This is a genomic window from Alphaproteobacteria bacterium (assembly GCA_005883305.1).
Lineage (GTDB): Bacteria > Pseudomonadota > Alphaproteobacteria > Sphingomonadales > Sphingomonadaceae > Allosphingosinicella.
In genome coordinates, this window is sequence record VBAC01000001.1 from 2,520,871 (window position 1) to 2,537,143 (window position 16,273).

The following is a 16,273-nucleotide window of genomic DNA, read 5'->3' on the forward strand; positions in this document are numbered from 1 at the left end:
CCCTGCCCTCAAGCGAGTTGGTGGGACCCAGATCGCTATCCTGGCGAATGAATTCGGCACAGTGGGCGCCCGAGGGGAGGGAGGGTGAGGGAAGTCAGACGCGGGTACGGCCACCCTGGGCTCGAGCGCAGTTGACCTGACAATGCTCGCATCGGCCGCGTTCGAAGGCCGCGCACATGGCGCGCTCTCCCAAGCCGCTTAGGCCAAGCGCCAACGAAGCGGCGCCATCCCACCAAGCGGCCACTACCCAACTTATATTGTTCTACGTCTAGCAAAGGGCAGCTATGGTTTGACGGGGGCATGATGAAGATGGGGTTTGGTCACTTTGAAATCCGCTTCCGCCAGCATTGAGCCGTTCGGCCCTCCAGCTGGTGATACTGACTGGGTGGTCGCGGCCATCCAACGAACCGAGACCGCACTGCTCGCGGCTACAGCGCCGGCGGATCGGATCGCACTTATTCGCTCATTGGCGCGGTTGCTGGGTGGGCGCCTCGATCTGCAGGCGAGAGATATTGGGCTGTCAGAGGCTGAATCGGACTTGTTGGATCGCTTTGGTCTCGCGCTGACCAATGAGAGCAAGGCCATCCGGGTTGTGAACGAGGAAGATCTACCCACCGTCGCGGGACTGCCCGCCGCACTCGTCTTTGACAGTCGGCCGCGGCAGATCTACGAACCCGCCTCTCCCGATGCAGTCCTGCTGCGGCTAACGAACCATGGGCGCTATCGAACGGCGACGCAGAAAGCGGCGGTTCGCGCCCTCCTCACCCAGCCGCCGGGCTCGGGTCTCATGGTCAGTATGCCGACCGGCTCGGGCAAGAGCCTCCTCTTCCAGATTGCCGCGGCCTTTGAGCGCGAAACGTTGCCGGGTGCCTGCGCGATCGTCATCACCCCAACGATCGCTCTCGCGCTCGATCATGCTCGTACGCTCTCCGGCCTGCCAGGCCTTGAAGGCAGCCGCGCGCTTGTGGGCGATACGTCGCCGACCGAAGCCCAGGCGATCATCAACGGTTTTCGCCGCGGCGAGGTGCCCATCCTGCTGCTCTCGCCCGAAAAGGCGTTCGCTCCGGCTACCCAGGCGTACCTGATGGAGGCGGCCGCGCCCCATCCAGTCGAATATGGCCTTGAGGCGCGCCTCACCCATATGTTCGTCGACGAAGCGCATATCATCGAGACTTGGGGACGCAGCTTCCGCCCGGATTTCCAGCGACTGCCGGCTTTGCTCGCCAGGCTCCGGGGCATAAACCCCGATCTGCGCGCGGTGCTGCTGTCCGCGACATTGTCGGATACCTCTCGCCGCATACTGCGCGACAGCTGGAGGTTCGACGGCGCCTGGCTGGAGGTCGATGCCCGCACGCCACGTTTCGAGCATGATGTCGTGATCGGACAATTCGGATGGGATCGACAGCGCCAGGCCGCGCTCGACCATGTGATCGATCGCGCGCCGCGCCCGCTCATTGTCTACACGACCAAGATCGATGACGCGGCAACATTATGCGCACGCTTGCGCACCGAACTTGGCTATGGCCGGTTCGCCTTGTTTACCGGCGACACCGGCGCCCATGAGCGCAAGCAGATCGTCGAAGGCTGGGCCGAAGACGAGTATGACATCGTGGTGGCGACCTCGGCGTTCGGCATGGGCATCGACAAGGCCGATGTTCGATCGATCGTACACGCCTGCCTCCCGGAAGGCCCGGCGCGCTGGTATCAGGAGATTGGCCGTGCCTCGCGGGATGGCGGGCAGGGGCTCGCCGCGTGCCTGTTCACCTCAGGCGGTGACGACGACGATGTGAGGCAGGCTTATAGCCTAGCGACCTCGGGCTGGCTGAGCCGCGAACTCGCCGAGGAGCGCTGGTTGGGGCTGTTGAAGGCCGCGAGCGATCATCGTTGGGAGGGCGCCCGCCGCATCATGTCGCTGAATCTGGACGCGTTCCGCGAAGGCCTCCGCCCAAAAGCCGGCGACTGGAATCGCGGTTGGAACATGACATTGATCACCTTAATGCAGCGTGCGGGCGTGCTGCAGGTTCTCTCCGTCGCGGCCGAAGGTGATCAGTCCGAGTTCGTCTGGGACGTCGAGGTGCGTGACCCTCGACTGATGGAGGGCGTTGCCGACGAGATCTGGAATCGGATCAGCGCGGTGCGCGATGCGGAGATCGGCGAAGTTCGCGCCGGTCTTGACGTCTTCGTCGACGCTATGCGCCACCCCGAGAAGGCGTGCATCACGCGCACAGCCTTCGAACTTATCGAACCGAATTCCTATGCACCGCCCTGCGGGCGCTGTCCTGCCTGCCGCGCGATGGGTATCGCTCCGCCAGCACGGCTTAGTTCCGCCGGGCTCGAGAAGGTCTGGCAAACTTCCGGCCCGGCAAGAACCGCTCTGCCCGCGGAGATTTTGCTGATGACACCGACCGATCCGCATTTCGAGCGCGGCTTTTCAAAGCTGATCGAGACGTTGACGGCGGTAGGGGTGGAGCAGATTGTCGTGCCCCAGACCCTGGCGCATGCCGCCGCCCAACTCATGGCCGGCACATCGGCACGGCTGGGACTTGTGATGGATATGCGCGAGTGGTCAGGCGATGCAAAGCTCGCGCATCTGCCGAGTGCGGTGCTCCTTCCTGAGGAGAATTGGATTGCCGAGACGATGCTCGACCGCGTGGCCAGCTTCGGGCGCGAGGCGACGGTACCCCTGCTAGTGGTGGGCCGTCCGGAGCGCCTTGTTCGCGGCCGCAGGCTTGACCAGACGGTGTCGCGGCACGCGCCTTATTCCGAAGCCACGCTGCGAGAAGTCGCTGCCGATCCGCGGGCGCTCGCATGAGCGTGTTATCGAGCCCCCAAGGGACGCCCGAGCGCGTCTGGTCGCTGGTCGCCGGTCTCCAGGCCTTGGGCGGCGAGACCGATCGCGCGACCTTCGATGCACTGATCAATCCCGGCTATGTGAAGGATGGCGCCGAGATCCGCGCCAAGGACACGCTCGCGGCCAATGCCCTGGGCGCGGCATCGAGCCTCGGCCTCGTCCAGTCGGGCCGCGACAAGGCAGTGCTCGGAGAGGGTGTCGCGATCGCCGACTATGCGGCGCTTGCCGACCATGTTCATGACCGGCTGGCCGCGCTGCCGTCCGGGAATAGCGATTGCGCGATCCTCGATGCTTATGCCTGGGTGGCGGCCGAGAGCGATCGGCAAAAGGGCCTTGGCTGGATTTACGACTGGGGTCGCGACCAATTTGCTGATGAGGCCAATAAGTCATTGGTCGGCGAGGACGAGGATGGGCGCCTGATGAACACGACCAAGGTCGTGCCATGGCGCCGCTGGCTCAATTTCCTGGGCCTGGGCGCAACTCTCCCGCTCACCAACACGCCCGACTTTCCAACGCCAACGGTGCGGATTGCGCGCGAACTCGAGCGCGCGGGGATCGAACCGGGAAGCGAGCTCACCGCAGAGGCGTTCCTGACCCTGTTAGCGGGCCGAATGCCCTATCTCGACCGTGGCCGCCTTTTCATCCAGGCATGTCAGCGCATCGGCCATCAATCCTTGCAGCGCCAACTCTCTCCGCTGCTCAGCGTCGCGCTTCGCGATCTTCATGACGACGACACCGTCAAGCTGCGCTTGAGCGGCGACGCGTCGACGCATGTGCGGCTCGCGCCCGACCCCGCCCATGCCATGCAGGCCTTCACCGCAGTGAAAATCTTTCCAGAGACGAGCTCATGACCGGGCCGGTCTCCGCCTGTTGGCGCGCCGACGATGCCCGGTCGATCTTCGTGACCGAGGCGCTCGAAGGCAATGACGCGATCTTTCTTGCGACGCATACGCCGATCGAAGGCTTCGATGTTGCCGGACGCGATGCGGGGGAGTTTGCCGGATCCGACGAGCAGGCGGTGCTCGACACCTTGTCGGACGAGACCCGCCAACACGCCTTTTGCGTGGTCCAAGGCGAACCTGGCTCCGGAAAGTCGCATCTCATTCGCTGGTTGTCGGTCAATTGGCCACACGCCAACGACATCAAGCTCCTGCTGCGACGGGTCGACGGCAGCCTTGAAGGCGCTTTGGGCCAGCTCAAGGACCGGCTGCCCGAAGAGTTTCTGCCGCTATTCGACAATCTCGGCCAACGCCAGCGTGCGTCGTCACAGGGACGGGCGAACATCTTCCTGAGCACGCTGGTCAACACGCTCGAGCCCGGCCATTTCGACGAGCCGCTCCCGGACGAGGGCTGGTGCCGGCAATATCACCCGGCCGAACTTCTCGGGACTCCGGCGATCCGCGCCAATTGGAAAGCGCCGTCGCGCATCCTCAATCTGCTCGAGGGCGCCGGTGGCGACCGCAATTCGGCCACGGCCTCCTTCGATCTCTACGACATCGACGAACTCGCCGCACTCGCCGCTCCCCTCAATGGCTCGGCCGCGATCGCGCACTCACAGGCGCTTGCTCGCAAACTTGTGCGAGAGGCCGAGGACATCCGAGCCTTTCGTGAGCAGGACTGGTTGCCGGATGAGCTCGCGCAAGAATATCCGGACCGGTTCGAGACGAGCCTCAGGCTGATCGACGCGTTGAACCGCCGGCGCAATGACGCGATCCAGAACGTCCTCGGCGTTTCGGCGCAAGGGCTCAAGACGCTGTTTCGCCAGGTCCGCGAAGCCCTTGCCGAGCGCGGCGGACGGCTGGTGTTGCTGCTCGAGGATATCACCTCCTGGGAGGGCCTAGACGACAGCCTCATCGACGTGCTCGTCTTCAATGCCGGCGCCAAGGGCGACCAGGACAAGGATGTGTGCCCGCTCATCTCCGTCGTGGGCGTAACGCCGGCTTACTATGAAAAGCTCGCCGCCAATTACAAACAGCGCATCACCCACGAGATTTGGCTCGGCCATTCGACGGGCGGGCTTCAGGACGTGGCGACGCTGCGCGACAGCGAGATCCGGCGGCAGTTTGCGACGCGCTATCTTGCCGCGGTGCGCGCGGGGCCAGCAGCGCTCGAAGCTTGGCTCCTTGCCAATCGCAGCGGTGAAGATGCGCCGCCGCCCAACCCTTGCGACGCCTGTCCAAGGCAGGACGCGTGCTTTGCGACGTTCGGCGCCGAACATGGTGTCGGACTGTTCCCATTCACCGCTCACGCCCTCGACCGCTTCTTCGAGGCGTTGAAGGAGAACGACAATGGTCAGACCTGGAAGACGCCGCGTGGCATTCTACAGGCGATCCTCAATCCCAATCTGATCCGGCCCGACACGCTGGCGGCGGGCACCTATCCAACCGCGACGGTCGAGCCCGACGTGTTTCGTCAGGATCGCCGATCCAATTTCGCGCTGTCCAATCGCCTCGAGCAATTCGTGGCCAATCGTATCGACAGCGGACCGGAGCAGGCGCGCATGCGCCGCGTGCTCAGCTATTGGGCCGACCCAGAACGCACCGACACCACTTTGGTTGATGGGGAGTTCGCCTTTGCCGGCGCCCGACGAGGGCTCTACGAAGCGTTCGGCCTCCCTTGGCTGGGAGGCGACACAGTCACTAGCGAAGCGACAAGCGCAACGGCTCCCCCGCCGGCGGAGAACCAGCCGGTCCTGCCGGAATTGCAGGACCCGGAAGAAGAGACGGCGCCGGATACGCCCGTTCCGGGTCGGCCGGACGCGCCCCGACCGGTGCAACCATTGGCCAGGGCACCCAAACCGAAGCGGCTGACCCCGAACAAGAGCGAGCTCGAGCAATTGCGCGAGCAGATTCGCAGTTGGGCGGCAGGCGGCACGATCGACAATCCAAGCCGCTGGAATCAACTCCTTTATGCGCTCATCGACGGCATCGACGCGCGGCGGCTGGGCGCTCCTGCGGCATTGGTCAAGCGAGTGATCACGTCGGAAATGGTCAAGCTCCAGGGGAGCACGAGCGGCGCACGCGACTATCTTGTGATCGATGCCGAGCCTTGGGTGCGCAACGGGCTCGAAGCCTATCTCTCACTGCGCGCGGACGGCCGCACGTCGGGAGACGAGGCCGATTTCCACCGGCGCAACCTCGCGGCGATGATGCGAGGACTTCAGCGCAGCGCAGCGCAATATCTCGATCGACGGGTTCCCACCGTTGCCGATGGGGCACGCTGGTCGCCGGTCACAACGTTCGCCCAAATCCTTCTCGCGCGGGCCTGGCTTCGCGGCGCAACCACTGCCGACGCCCCCATCGTCGAACAGATCCGCGCGGTGCTGAGCGATGAGACAGGTCCGGAAAGCGACGTCGCCGGTCGCAGCACGCCATGGCAGGATTGGCTCAACGCGACCAACAAAGCCCAAGATCCGCTGCGCACCCATTTGCGCACCATGGTCGGCCTTGCCATTTCGGACGGCAGCGGCGGTGCCCCGCTTACCGATTCGAGTGAGCTCGCCGGCGCGATCGTACGGTTTCGCGAGACCGCGAGTTTCGACCCGTTTCCCGACAGCGACGGGCGTCTTCCGGAGCCCTTCCGCCGGGCGCGCGAGCTCGCCCAGATGTGGCGCGACAGGCGCTCGCAGATCGAGCGAACGGAATTTGGCCAACTCAGCAATCGCGCGCAGGCGCTTGGCGATCTGTTGCGCAACAAGAGCGTCGCCGCGCATCTGGAACGGCTCGACCTTTGTATTATCGGAATCTCCGATCTGCTTCCGACCGCCGCCGCGGACCGGGTCACGAATTGGCGGATGACCTACACGAGCCTGCAGGCCCGGCTCGAAGATGGGGCTGGGAGGCGAGCCGAGAATTTGATCCTCGCCCTCGAAGCGGACGAGGTTCCGCCCAAGATGCCGCTCAAGCTCAGCTGGCTGGCGAGCGCGCCGGCGCGCGATCTCGAGGAGCTGCTCTTCGCCGCGCAACTGGGTGAGAAAGTCGTCGAGGCTTTGCTGGAGCATGCCCGCGACTGCGTGCACGAAGCGAGCGGCACCGGCTCACTGGCGCAAGTCAGGGCGGCCGGCAATGCGCTCCAGGTCGCCGTTGGCGCGCGAACCGAGGGGACGGTCGCATGACCGACCTCCTCGATGACGCCGAAAGCTTGCTGCAGAAACTCCCCGATGCCGTCCAGCGGCGTAAATTGGGTGAGCGGCTCAGCCAAGCCGTCCTGGCGCTGCGCAACGCCGAACATCAAGCCGGGCGGATGGCGGCGCTGGTCGAATTGGCCCGCATCACCGAATTTGGCGCCACCGCCGAGCAGCGCGTGGTGCTCGACGAGATGGTTGAAACGGCGTGCGAAGTCGGCGAGCAGCTCGAAGCGGCTGAGACTGAAGAGACGCTGCGCGCCGCGGTCTATGAATATGAGCATACTCTTCCGCCGGCGATCTCCGCGCTCGACCGGCAGCTTCGCGAGCGCTGGAGGGCCGTCTTTGCGGACAAGTTTCAGCCGTTGGTCGGCCTCGGCCAGCTCTTGAGCTCGATGAATGTGCGCAACGATCTTGGCGGTCGCCTGGCGGAATGCGGACGCAAGGGTCAGGCGGCCCTCAACCTAGGCTCGGTTGCCGACCTCCTAAAGAGCGTGCGCGAATTGCTCTCCGAACTTGAGATGCTGCAGGCGGAGCGCGCTTCGGAAATCGGAGACGACGAGGTTGGTGAATTCATCAACGCGTTGGCGGAGAAACGCGCAACGCTGGCGATGGTGACCGTCAAGGTGCACGAATGGCTAGAAGCCCACCACGCACTCGATCGACTCGGGATCAATCCACGCTAGCGAGGAAGCCTTGGAGCAACTGCCGGCTCACGCTCGAGGCCGTGAGTGAATCGTTCATGAGGTCGCTGTCCTGCTGAACGCAGCCGCGGCAACCGTCGATACAAAGCGGAGCGGTGAGCCGGAAAGCCTGTTCGGCCAGGCGGGCTTCCGGAGCCAGTGAGCCGTCCAGATTGGCGTCCACCCCGGCATAGCTGGCGAGCAGGCGCTGCAAGATGGGGGACTGGCCATCGGTCGCCGCGCCAACGGCCGCGGTCGCCAATTCCCAATCGAGCACCGCTCGTCCGGCACGCGCCTCGGCGTCGGCGCGCACGTCCTCGAGGGCCCGCGCCACGTCGTAGAGTTCGAAAGACTCCGCTTCGATCGATTCCACATCATAGAGAATCCGCAGCAAGGGCGCGGGGACCGCTCGGTCCGGCTGGTCCGGCATCAACTCCGCTGCGATGGCGGCAAGTGCCTTGGGGTCATGCGGATCCCTTGCGCGCCAATCCGCATGGCGCTCCTCGAGTGTCCAGAACCGACGAACAATCGCGTCCTCCTCGGCATTCGGACAGGCGCCGACAAAGCCGCGCGTCCATAAAGCCAGCGCTTCGGTCCACCGATCGATCAAGCTGCGGATGGTGCCGTCGCCATGGGCTCCAGCTTCGCAGATCGTGATGATGTCTTCGGCGTCCTCGCCGAACTGGATAGGCAGTTTGACGTGGGCGAATAGGCGCTGCTCGTCGCCCTGGCCGACATGGGCGACCCACGCTTTCACGCGCACGGCCAAGCTATGAAGGATAAGGCTGCGCAAATAGCCTGCCATGCTCCGCGCATCGCCAACCTCCTTCAGCGCATCGCGGATCAGTCGCTGGAAGGGCTCCCCCGACAAGGTGCGCGCGGTTCTTTGCACGCGCGCCTCGGTCATCAACGGATGCTGATGAAGAAGGCGGGCGCGCGTGTCTTCGAGCAAAGTCGCCAGTTCCTCGTTCGACCAGAATTTTAGGAGATGGTTGAGCCTGCTACGCAATTCGGGCTGGCCGGCCGCCGTAACGAGAAGGTCGGCGCCCCGCTTGGCCTCATAGGAATTCAGGCCAAGTCCTCGCGCGCGGCTCTCGACAAGATAACGCGTGAATTGGGCGGCGCGCCATTTGCGAAGGCGCTCATCGCCTTCCATTGCCGCCACCTCTTCGGCGATGCAGGCGTCGAGGGCCGCGCTGTCGACCTGAAAGCGCAGGCCCTCGGTTTCGACCTGATAGCCGTGGAGCAACGGGCGTCCGCTCGTGGGCGCCACGAATGTTTGCGAGAATGGCACAGGGTCACTGCCGACCACATTCAGCCGGACCTCCGCGTCGGCGCCCCAGTAGACACGCGCGACATTCAGGCCCGTCGCCATCATCTGGGCGCCGCTGCCGGCATAAGCGTTGATCTCGGTGACTGCTCCGTTGAGCGGCGTACAATCCAATGCGCGCCCACTTTGCTGCGCCGAAACCAGAAGGAAACCGCGCAACTCGCCGCGGCTATCGTGCCTGATTTCGCTCGCACCGTCGCGCAGCGGCGCGATCGGATTGGTTTCGCCGGCCGTGTAACCCAGTTCACCAGTCCAATGCGCGCCTGCCATCCACCCCATACGTTCGAGGGTCACCTGGGTTGGCCGGCACAGATCTTCGTGCAGGTCGGCGAGGGCTTCGCGAGCCTCCGACGGCAAGTCGACAAGCAATTCCGCACTTGTGGCGCGAAGCGGATCGCGTTGAGCCACGCGGTAATCCTCCTTTGTCAGCCATGGCGCGTGGCCTTCCGCCGGCGGGCGCCAGTGCAGGACCGCCGCGTCGTATCGACGGGTCGCATTGCCCGGCGCGACCGTGGCGAACGCGAGACTAATATCTTCCCTCTCCCCACCCGACACGTCGGGGCCGCGGACCGATAGCGCGGGCAGATTGATCGTATCAAAGAGCAGATTGGGCGCCCAGGAGAGGTTTAGCCGAAGCTGGCTGAAATAGCGGGCGGGGGCCTGATCGGTTCGTGCTTTGTAGGCCTCGGCCCAAAACTGATGGATGTCGTTGAAGCCCAGTTCTTGCCAGATTCCGGTTCCCAGCGCGGCTTCGACAAGCGGGCTTGCCTGCGCCAAGGCCGATTGGCCAGGCTGTCCGTCGCGCCCCAAAATGTCGCCATCGGAAAAGGCCTGGCGCGCCAACCCATCGAGCAGCGCCGAGAGCGCCTGGCCCCGCCTGACAAAAGCGTTGTCCGGATTGAGCGGCGCCTCGAAGTTGGTCGGCGAAACCATCTCCCAGGGCTGGCGGAACCACCACGTGTCACGGGGAGAATAGATCGACAATGTCACCGCGGTAAGCGGTCGGTCGTCGACCCCGCGACCGCCACGCCCCTTACGCTGAATGAAGCTCGCCAAGTTCTGCGGCGCGTAGTGCTGGTAGACCAAGGTGATGTCGGGATCGTCATAGCCGACCTCGAGAGAGGACGTGGCAAAGACGATGTCGGCGCCTTTCACCAGGGCTTCCGCATCGCCGCTGGTGCCGGAATAGATGGGCGTGCGCGCGACGATCAGCGGCGAACCTGCTAGGCGGCGACCGCGCGCGCCACATTGGCGCTTATCGTTAGCCGCGAACCACCAACATTCGCCGTCACGGAAGCGATCGCAGCCGATGGGCTCGCGACAGCATTCGGCTTGCGGCGCGCCTTGGGCATCGTCACCAAAGGCGGTGATTCGGAAGGCGGCGAGTTCGCGCCCCTCTTCCGCATCGAGAAACGCGCCATGCAACCGACGCATCTTGTCGATCGAATCGAAGAAGACGAGCGCGCGATAGCCCCCTTCCGAGCCCGTGCGTCGGCGCATGCCATGACCGAGGCACATCAGATTCTGAATGGTCGTCGAGGCGCCGGCGATATCTGCGCCGCGCGACTCCACCTCCGGCTGGGCGAACAGGAAATATTCGCGGCCGCGCGGATTGGGATCAGTTTCACTGGTTCGCGGGCGAATGACCTCGACATCGTCCCGGCCGAACAGGCGGCCCCATGCGCGCGCCGGATCTCCAATCGTCGCGCTCATGCCGATTGCGACGATCTCGCGGGATTTGGGATCGTTGAGCTTGGCACGGGCGGCCAAACGCCGCAGCGCCAAGCCGACCTGGGCGCCATGGATATGGGTGTAGAGGTGGATTTCGTCGGCCAGCAGGGCGCGCGGTGGTGCGAAATCAGGGTCGTCGCCAAAAAGCCTGCCATAGCGAGGATCGTGCAGCCACTGATGAAGGCTGTCCGTGGTCGGCAGGAACAGAGCCGGTGGATTTAGACTCAAGCCTTCTTTAGATCCGATCCACCCATCGAAGCGCCAGTCCTTCCGAACGCAGATCAAGGCATCGGCGCCGTCCTGGCCTTCGCCAGGCGCGAGGTTGAGCGGGTCCCCGCAAACCGGGCATGCGAAGAATGGAAAACGGTAAGCGTTGGGGCCCGCGAGCGGCCAAATGGCTTCGTAACGCTCGTGCATGTCCGGAAAGCGGTCAGGCACATCCTTGACCTGGAGACCGATGGTCAGGAGCGGCAGGTCGCCGACTTGCGCGCAAGCCGCCAGATAGGTGGCCAAGCGCTGCGCCTGATTGGCGACGAGCCGAATGCGCGGATAGGCGAGGATCGCCCGAACACCCTTTATCCCGCTTATTCTGTCGGCGAGCGCGCCAGCGATCAGCGGCAGGCAAGCCGCTTCGGTCTTACCTGATCCGGTATCGGCCGCGATGGCGAGGTTTGCGGTCCCATCGCCGCGCCAGGCGGCCAGGATCGCGCGCAGTCCCTTTTCCTGGAATGCGGCCAATGCTGCCTCATCGCCCCAGAGGTTGGGGAGCGCACGCTCCAGACCGGCGAGGGCGGCCTGCTGTGGCTCGTCGGCCTCCGCCGACGCGCGGCCGAATACTTTGGCGAGCGCGAGGTTGCGGCTCGGCTTGTCGCGATCCTTGAGCTCGATCTTGAGACTGCGAACCAAATAAGGCCGCCGATCGGCATCGTCCGAGCGAAACCGCTGTTTCACATGGCGAAGCTCGCGCGCCAGTTCCGCGATCCGGCTGCGCACCCGCGCATCTTGCGCCAACATCAGATGACCGGCGGCTTCCAACCGGGCCAGCGCCTCGGTAACGTCATCCACGTCGCGGTCAACATTGCGGGCCAACTCGACGATCGAGGTCCACGTCTCGGCCACGCCGAAATTGATCCGGGCTGCCTCCAGGTCCTCGAGCCGATTGAGCAAATGAAAGTCCTCATCGGTGAGATCGGGAACTGGCTCCAGTAGGTCGGGCTCGACTGGCTCGGAAGGCTGCTGCGGCAACGCCACGGTCATGTGGCCGCCCGCCATGTCGAAGACGATAAGGCCTTCCTCGCTCAGTTGCTGAAGGACCGGGAGAAGCTCGTCTTGCTTGTCAGCCGTCATCCAGGCGAAGCGGTCGCGGACTGTGCCGTAAAAAGCGTGGCGGCCCGTTTTGGCTTCGCGCACGATGACGGCGATCCGGCTGCGCACGGTCTCGATGTCAATGGAATAGACCCGGCGGGGCTGATCGAACGGGATGGCGAGCCAGAATGGCCCATATTGCCCGTCGCGCTGCTGAAGCGAAACCCAGCCGAGCTGATGGAGGATGCGCGCTTCGGCAAAGGGTTCGGAAGTGTGCGCGAGCGCTTGTTTCACGCGCGAAAGCGAGGCGCCCGGCATTCTACCTTGCCCGGCGACGCGGCGGATAGCCTCGAGCACGCCCTGCAATTTGGGAGTCATCTCGATGTCGGCTTCGACCGGCGCGGGCTCGTCGGTCAGGTCTAGCTGGGCCGCCTCGTCTTCAAAGCCTTGGGCGCGGATTTGGACTCGAACGCGGCGGCCTGCGGGCCCGTCGATCTCGGTTTCGGCCATTTCTTCGCAGGAGAAAACGAACTCCCGGAGGATCTCCGCCTTGTCCATCAAGTCCTGCTCCGTCGGGACGGCCTCCAACAGCCTCTTGCTGATGATCAGAACGAGCTTCGAGCGGGCGCGGGTCGAGGCGACGTTGAGCCGCTCGGAGGAGAAGATGAACCCAGCTTCCGCAAGGGCGAATTCCGGATCGGCGACGCAATAGGAGAGGATGACCGCATCGCGCTCCTTACCCTGGATCCGGTCGACGGTTTCTACGAAGGCATCCGCCTTAAGCGGATCCGCCAGCGCATTGCGGATGGCCGCGTTTTGCGCGCGGTGAGGACTGACAACCGCAGCGACCTCGGTCCAGAAGTGCTGAGACGCAATCGGTTCGCCATCCTTGTCGACGACGCGTTCAGACAAAGCGAGGGCAAGTCGGGCCGCCAAATTGGCCTCGAGAGGGTTCGCCGTCGACGCCGGCGGGCCGTCGTGCAGCAAGATGACGATCGGGAAAGCGGGATCGAGCGCGGAGCGGGTGATAAGGTCGAGCCCGTCTCGCCAATCCTCGCGGAGCGCGAGCTTCGCCTTCGGGTCCGCCGACACGTAACGGCCTGGATAGAATTTGCGCTCCGGGAAGGCCGCGAGCGGCGCGTTCAGCCGAAAAGTCTCCTCCAAGGGGAATTCGGCTGTCCCGGCCGATTTCAGGAAGGCATAAAGCGAGCCTCCCGTCTCGCGGTCCGCCACCTTTATTTCGCGCGATGCGCGCACTGGCGGCAATTGCTGATCGTCTCCCGACACCACGACGCGGCAGCCCGGCGCCATACCGCCCAATGCCATCAGTCCGTGGGCGAGCACCATTTGCGACGCTTCATCGATGCAGATGAGGTCGAAGAGCGGCGCGGTCGGACCATCCGCACCGGGGGCGAGCCCGGACGCCAGCAGCCGATAGAGCGACCAGATGGTGGCTCCCACGACCACGCGGCCACCAGCCAAGGCCTGCAGCAGGGAGGCTTCGTCGCCTCGATCCATCAAATCGACGCCGGGAGCTAGACCGTTGGCTGGAGGCGCGCCATAGTAGATCGGGTGCGGCGCGTCCGGCTCGTGTAATGCCTGACGCTTGGCCACGGCGTCCAGCACATTGCCGACGGCATTCTTGGTGAATGCCGTCACGAAAATGCGCGAGGAGAGGTCCGCCGCGCAGCGCGCCGGCCCGTGCGCGGCGATCAGCCAGGATAGAAGATGGGTCTTTCCCGTGCCAGGCGGGCCCAAGACGAGCCCGGCACGTTGGTCAGCCAGGCCGCGCCAGGCCGCTTCCTGAGCCGGGCGAAGGGTTCGATCGCCATTGGCTGCGATCCAAGGCAGGGCGACACTCTCGAGTCCTTCAAGCCAGACCGCATTGTCCAGGACTGAGGCCGCGAAAGCGCCCGGATCGCGCAGGAAGCTCAGGATGTCGTCGCGAATGCTCATGCGGCAACTCCTGCCGCTAGATAGGTCAGGTAGTTCTCCGCCTTGGCTGAGTTGAGATCGACAAAGGTCTGGTCCAGCCACCAGTCATCTTTACCTGCGCGACGCATCAACTCCTTGAAGGCCGGCCCATCGAAGACGCCCTTGAAGACGCGCACGCGCAACAAGTCCGGCGTGTCCTGCGGCTTGGGATCGAGCATCTGGCAGGCGAGGCGGGGCCATTGTCGCGGCTCCAGCACGAAATCGGGTTCTCCGTCACTCAGGACGAGGCCGAAAGCCCCGGCGGACAGATCGGCGTCCATCGCGTCGGGTGGCATCTTGAATAGCATCAGCACATTGCGCTGGCTTGGGTAAGCGCCAATGAGACGCATCGCGCCGATCGCCCGGCCCGTATCTCGCCGGACTCGTGGGGGCTGGGCCAGCTTGATGAGCGCATCGAGCAAGCCGGAACGGTTTTCGAGCAACTCGAATGCGCGCAGCACGTCGAGATCGTCGGCCGCCAGCGGATTGAAGGTCGCCTGCAGTCGGAAGGGCGACTTGTTCAACCGCAACATGGGCTGGCCGGTGGCTTCGAGGCGGCGTCGATGTTCCGCGCGCAACCACTCGGCAATGTCATGTGTCGTTCGAAGGCGATCCGAGACGTCGGCTCTGACCTCGTCGATGGCGACGCTACCCCGACGTCCCTCGCGCAAGGCGCGGCTCACTTCGATCGAGAGCAAAGACGAGAAGGGACGAATGAAGGCCTCGGCGGGGTCGTAGGCACGCGCAATCTTCCCCGCCCTTTCCAGCGCACCCGACACCTGGCGAAGGTCGTAAGACACGGTCACCGGCACTGCGAACAACTGCTCGACAACGCTGCGCAGCGCCGTTGCCGGCAAATGCTGCATGCCGCGAAATTCGGGCTCCGGCACGACTTCGTCCGGCGGGAAGAGTCGAACCATATCGAGCAGGCCGGTCCGCACGCGCGGATCATCGAGGTGTCGACCTACCGCTTCTTGCAGGGCCATCGCTTCAGCTGGTTCGTACAGGAAGATATGCGCGAAGAGGGCGGCGGGGTCATCGGCGGCAAGGGCGGCATTGTGCGCATCGATTGCCGTAAGATCGGCGACCAACTGCGCGAAGATCCGTACCAATGCATCGGCCTCGCCTTGCCGGTCAGCGCTCGGGAGCACCTCGATGACTTCGCGCCGCTCTTCGCCCCGAACATAAAGATAGCCCAGGGTGACCAGGCCGTCGTCGACAGGATCATGATCGGCAATCAGATACAGGCACGCATCGCAGCGCGGAGGCATTAGGAAGCTGTGCGGCTCGGGGCCTGTCCCGATATCATCGTCGCGTAGCGCTTTGGCCCGCGCGATCAGCGTCTCCGCCCTACGTGCGAGCGACCAGCCGGCTCCGTCCATTTGACCGATGCCGGCACCCATTTCGGCCAGCTGTGCCACAGTCGAGACGCCGACACGCCGCAGACTGCGTTTCGCTTCATGGCTGAGGCCAGCGACGGCCGAGACATCGCGATCCCGCGCCAGACGATCGGCACTGACTTTTTGAATGCAATGCGGAAGATAGCTGCATTGCTCGCATTTGAAGTAGACGTGAAAGAAGGTTTCGTCCTTCTGATGATCGACAGTCTTGTCGGCGATCTGCGGGAGGACAGTGCCGCAGAAATCCGCGACCAGCCTCGAATAGGGCTCAAGCAGGAAGACGTCGGTCTGCCACCGATCCCCTTCAGCATCGCCATCATCGGGAATGCGCCAGATCTCTCCGAAGGCATCGACCCGCCCCGCGATTCCGTTCTCCTTTAGGATAGCCTCGAGCAGCAATGCGTAAAAAGCGACCTGCGTCTTATGGAATGCCCGGGCGCTTCGCGTCGCCTTTATGTCAATCACGCGGAAGACCGGACTGCCCTGCGAGGTGTCGCGGCGGACCAGATCCGCGAAACTGCGTCTTAAGGAGAGGTTGCCGGAAAGAAATGCGGGTCTAGTTCGTGGCCGAAGCTTTAGCTGGGCTGCATATTCCGCGGCGCCCCTGCCACGGAGAAAGGCGGCGGCAACGTCGTCGCGGAGGCCATCCGTATCGCCAAGGGAGGGTCGCAACACGCCGGTCTCGCGGGCAAGACGCCGGACCACCCTTTCTTCATAATCGACGCCGAGAACCGCCCAGGGCTTTTCCCGATCGTCTTTTGCTACTGGCACCGCGGCGAGTTCCGAGGGCTCCATGATTTCGTAGCGAGTCTTGCGCTCACATCGATATTGGAACCACGATTTAATCGTGGATCCACTGAGTCCTTTCGCCATGCC

Annotated in this window: 6 protein-coding genes; 4 read left to right on the top strand and 2 right to left on the bottom strand. The window is 64.2% G+C overall.

The window, feature by feature from the left end:
• Nucleotides 1-316: 316 nt before the first annotated feature.
• From E6G92_12495 to E6G92_12510, 4 genes are all read left to right on the top strand, one after another.
• Complete coding sequence (locus E6G92_12495) at nucleotides 317-2,812, top strand: ATP-dependent DNA helicase RecQ (GenBank protein ID TMJ20515.1); 2,496 nt, start codon at nucleotides 317-319, stop codon at nucleotides 2,810-2,812.
• 65 nt (nucleotides 2,813-2,877) lie between these two features.
• Entirely contained in the window at nucleotides 2,878-3,702 is an 825-nt protein-coding gene (locus E6G92_12500) for a hypothetical protein (protein TMJ20516.1), read from the top strand.
• Complete coding sequence (locus tag E6G92_12505) at nucleotides 3,699-6,965, top strand: hypothetical protein (protein ID TMJ20517.1); 3,267 nt, start codon at nucleotides 3,699-3,701, stop codon at nucleotides 6,963-6,965. The genes E6G92_12500 and E6G92_12505 overlap by 4 nt, the downstream gene beginning before the upstream one ends.
• On the top strand, nucleotides 6,962-7,660 hold the full coding sequence (locus E6G92_12510; GenBank protein ID TMJ20518.1) for a hypothetical protein: 699 nt from the start codon (nucleotides 6,962-6,964) through the stop codon (nucleotides 7,658-7,660). Before E6G92_12505 ends, E6G92_12510 begins: the two co-directional genes overlap by 4 nt.
• Here the strand turns inward: E6G92_12510 and E6G92_12515 are convergent.
• The gene (locus E6G92_12515) at nucleotides 7,647-13,979 is read right to left on the bottom strand and encodes a DEAD/DEAH box helicase (GenBank protein TMJ20519.1); all 6,333 of its coding nucleotides are present in this window, start codon (nucleotides 13,977-13,979) and stop codon (nucleotides 7,647-7,649) included. The two genes, E6G92_12510 and E6G92_12515, sit on opposite strands and share 14 nt — an antisense overlap.
• On the bottom strand, nucleotides 13,976-16,270 hold the full coding sequence (locus E6G92_12520; protein TMJ20520.1) for a hypothetical protein: 2,295 nt from the start codon (nucleotides 16,268-16,270) through the stop codon (nucleotides 13,976-13,978). The genes E6G92_12515 and E6G92_12520 overlap by 4 nt, the downstream gene beginning before the upstream one ends.
• Nucleotides 16,271-16,273 lie beyond the last annotated feature (3 nt).

Excerpts from the sequence above, each read along its gene's own strand:
- E6G92_12515 (TMJ20519.1), bottom strand. The coding sequence starts at position 13,979 with ATGAGCATTCGCGACGACATCCTGAGCTTCCTGCGCGATCCGGGCGCT.
- E6G92_12520 (TMJ20520.1), bottom strand. The coding sequence starts at position 16,270 with ATGGCGAAAGGACTCAGTGGATCCACGATTAAATCGTGGTTCCAATAT.
- E6G92_12510 (TMJ20518.1), top strand. The coding sequence starts at position 6,962 with ATGACCGACCTCCTCGATGACGCCGAAAGCTTGCTGCAGAAACTCCCC.
- E6G92_12505 (TMJ20517.1), top strand. The coding sequence starts at position 3,699 with ATGACCGGGCCGGTCTCCGCCTGTTGGCGCGCCGACGATGCCCGGTCG.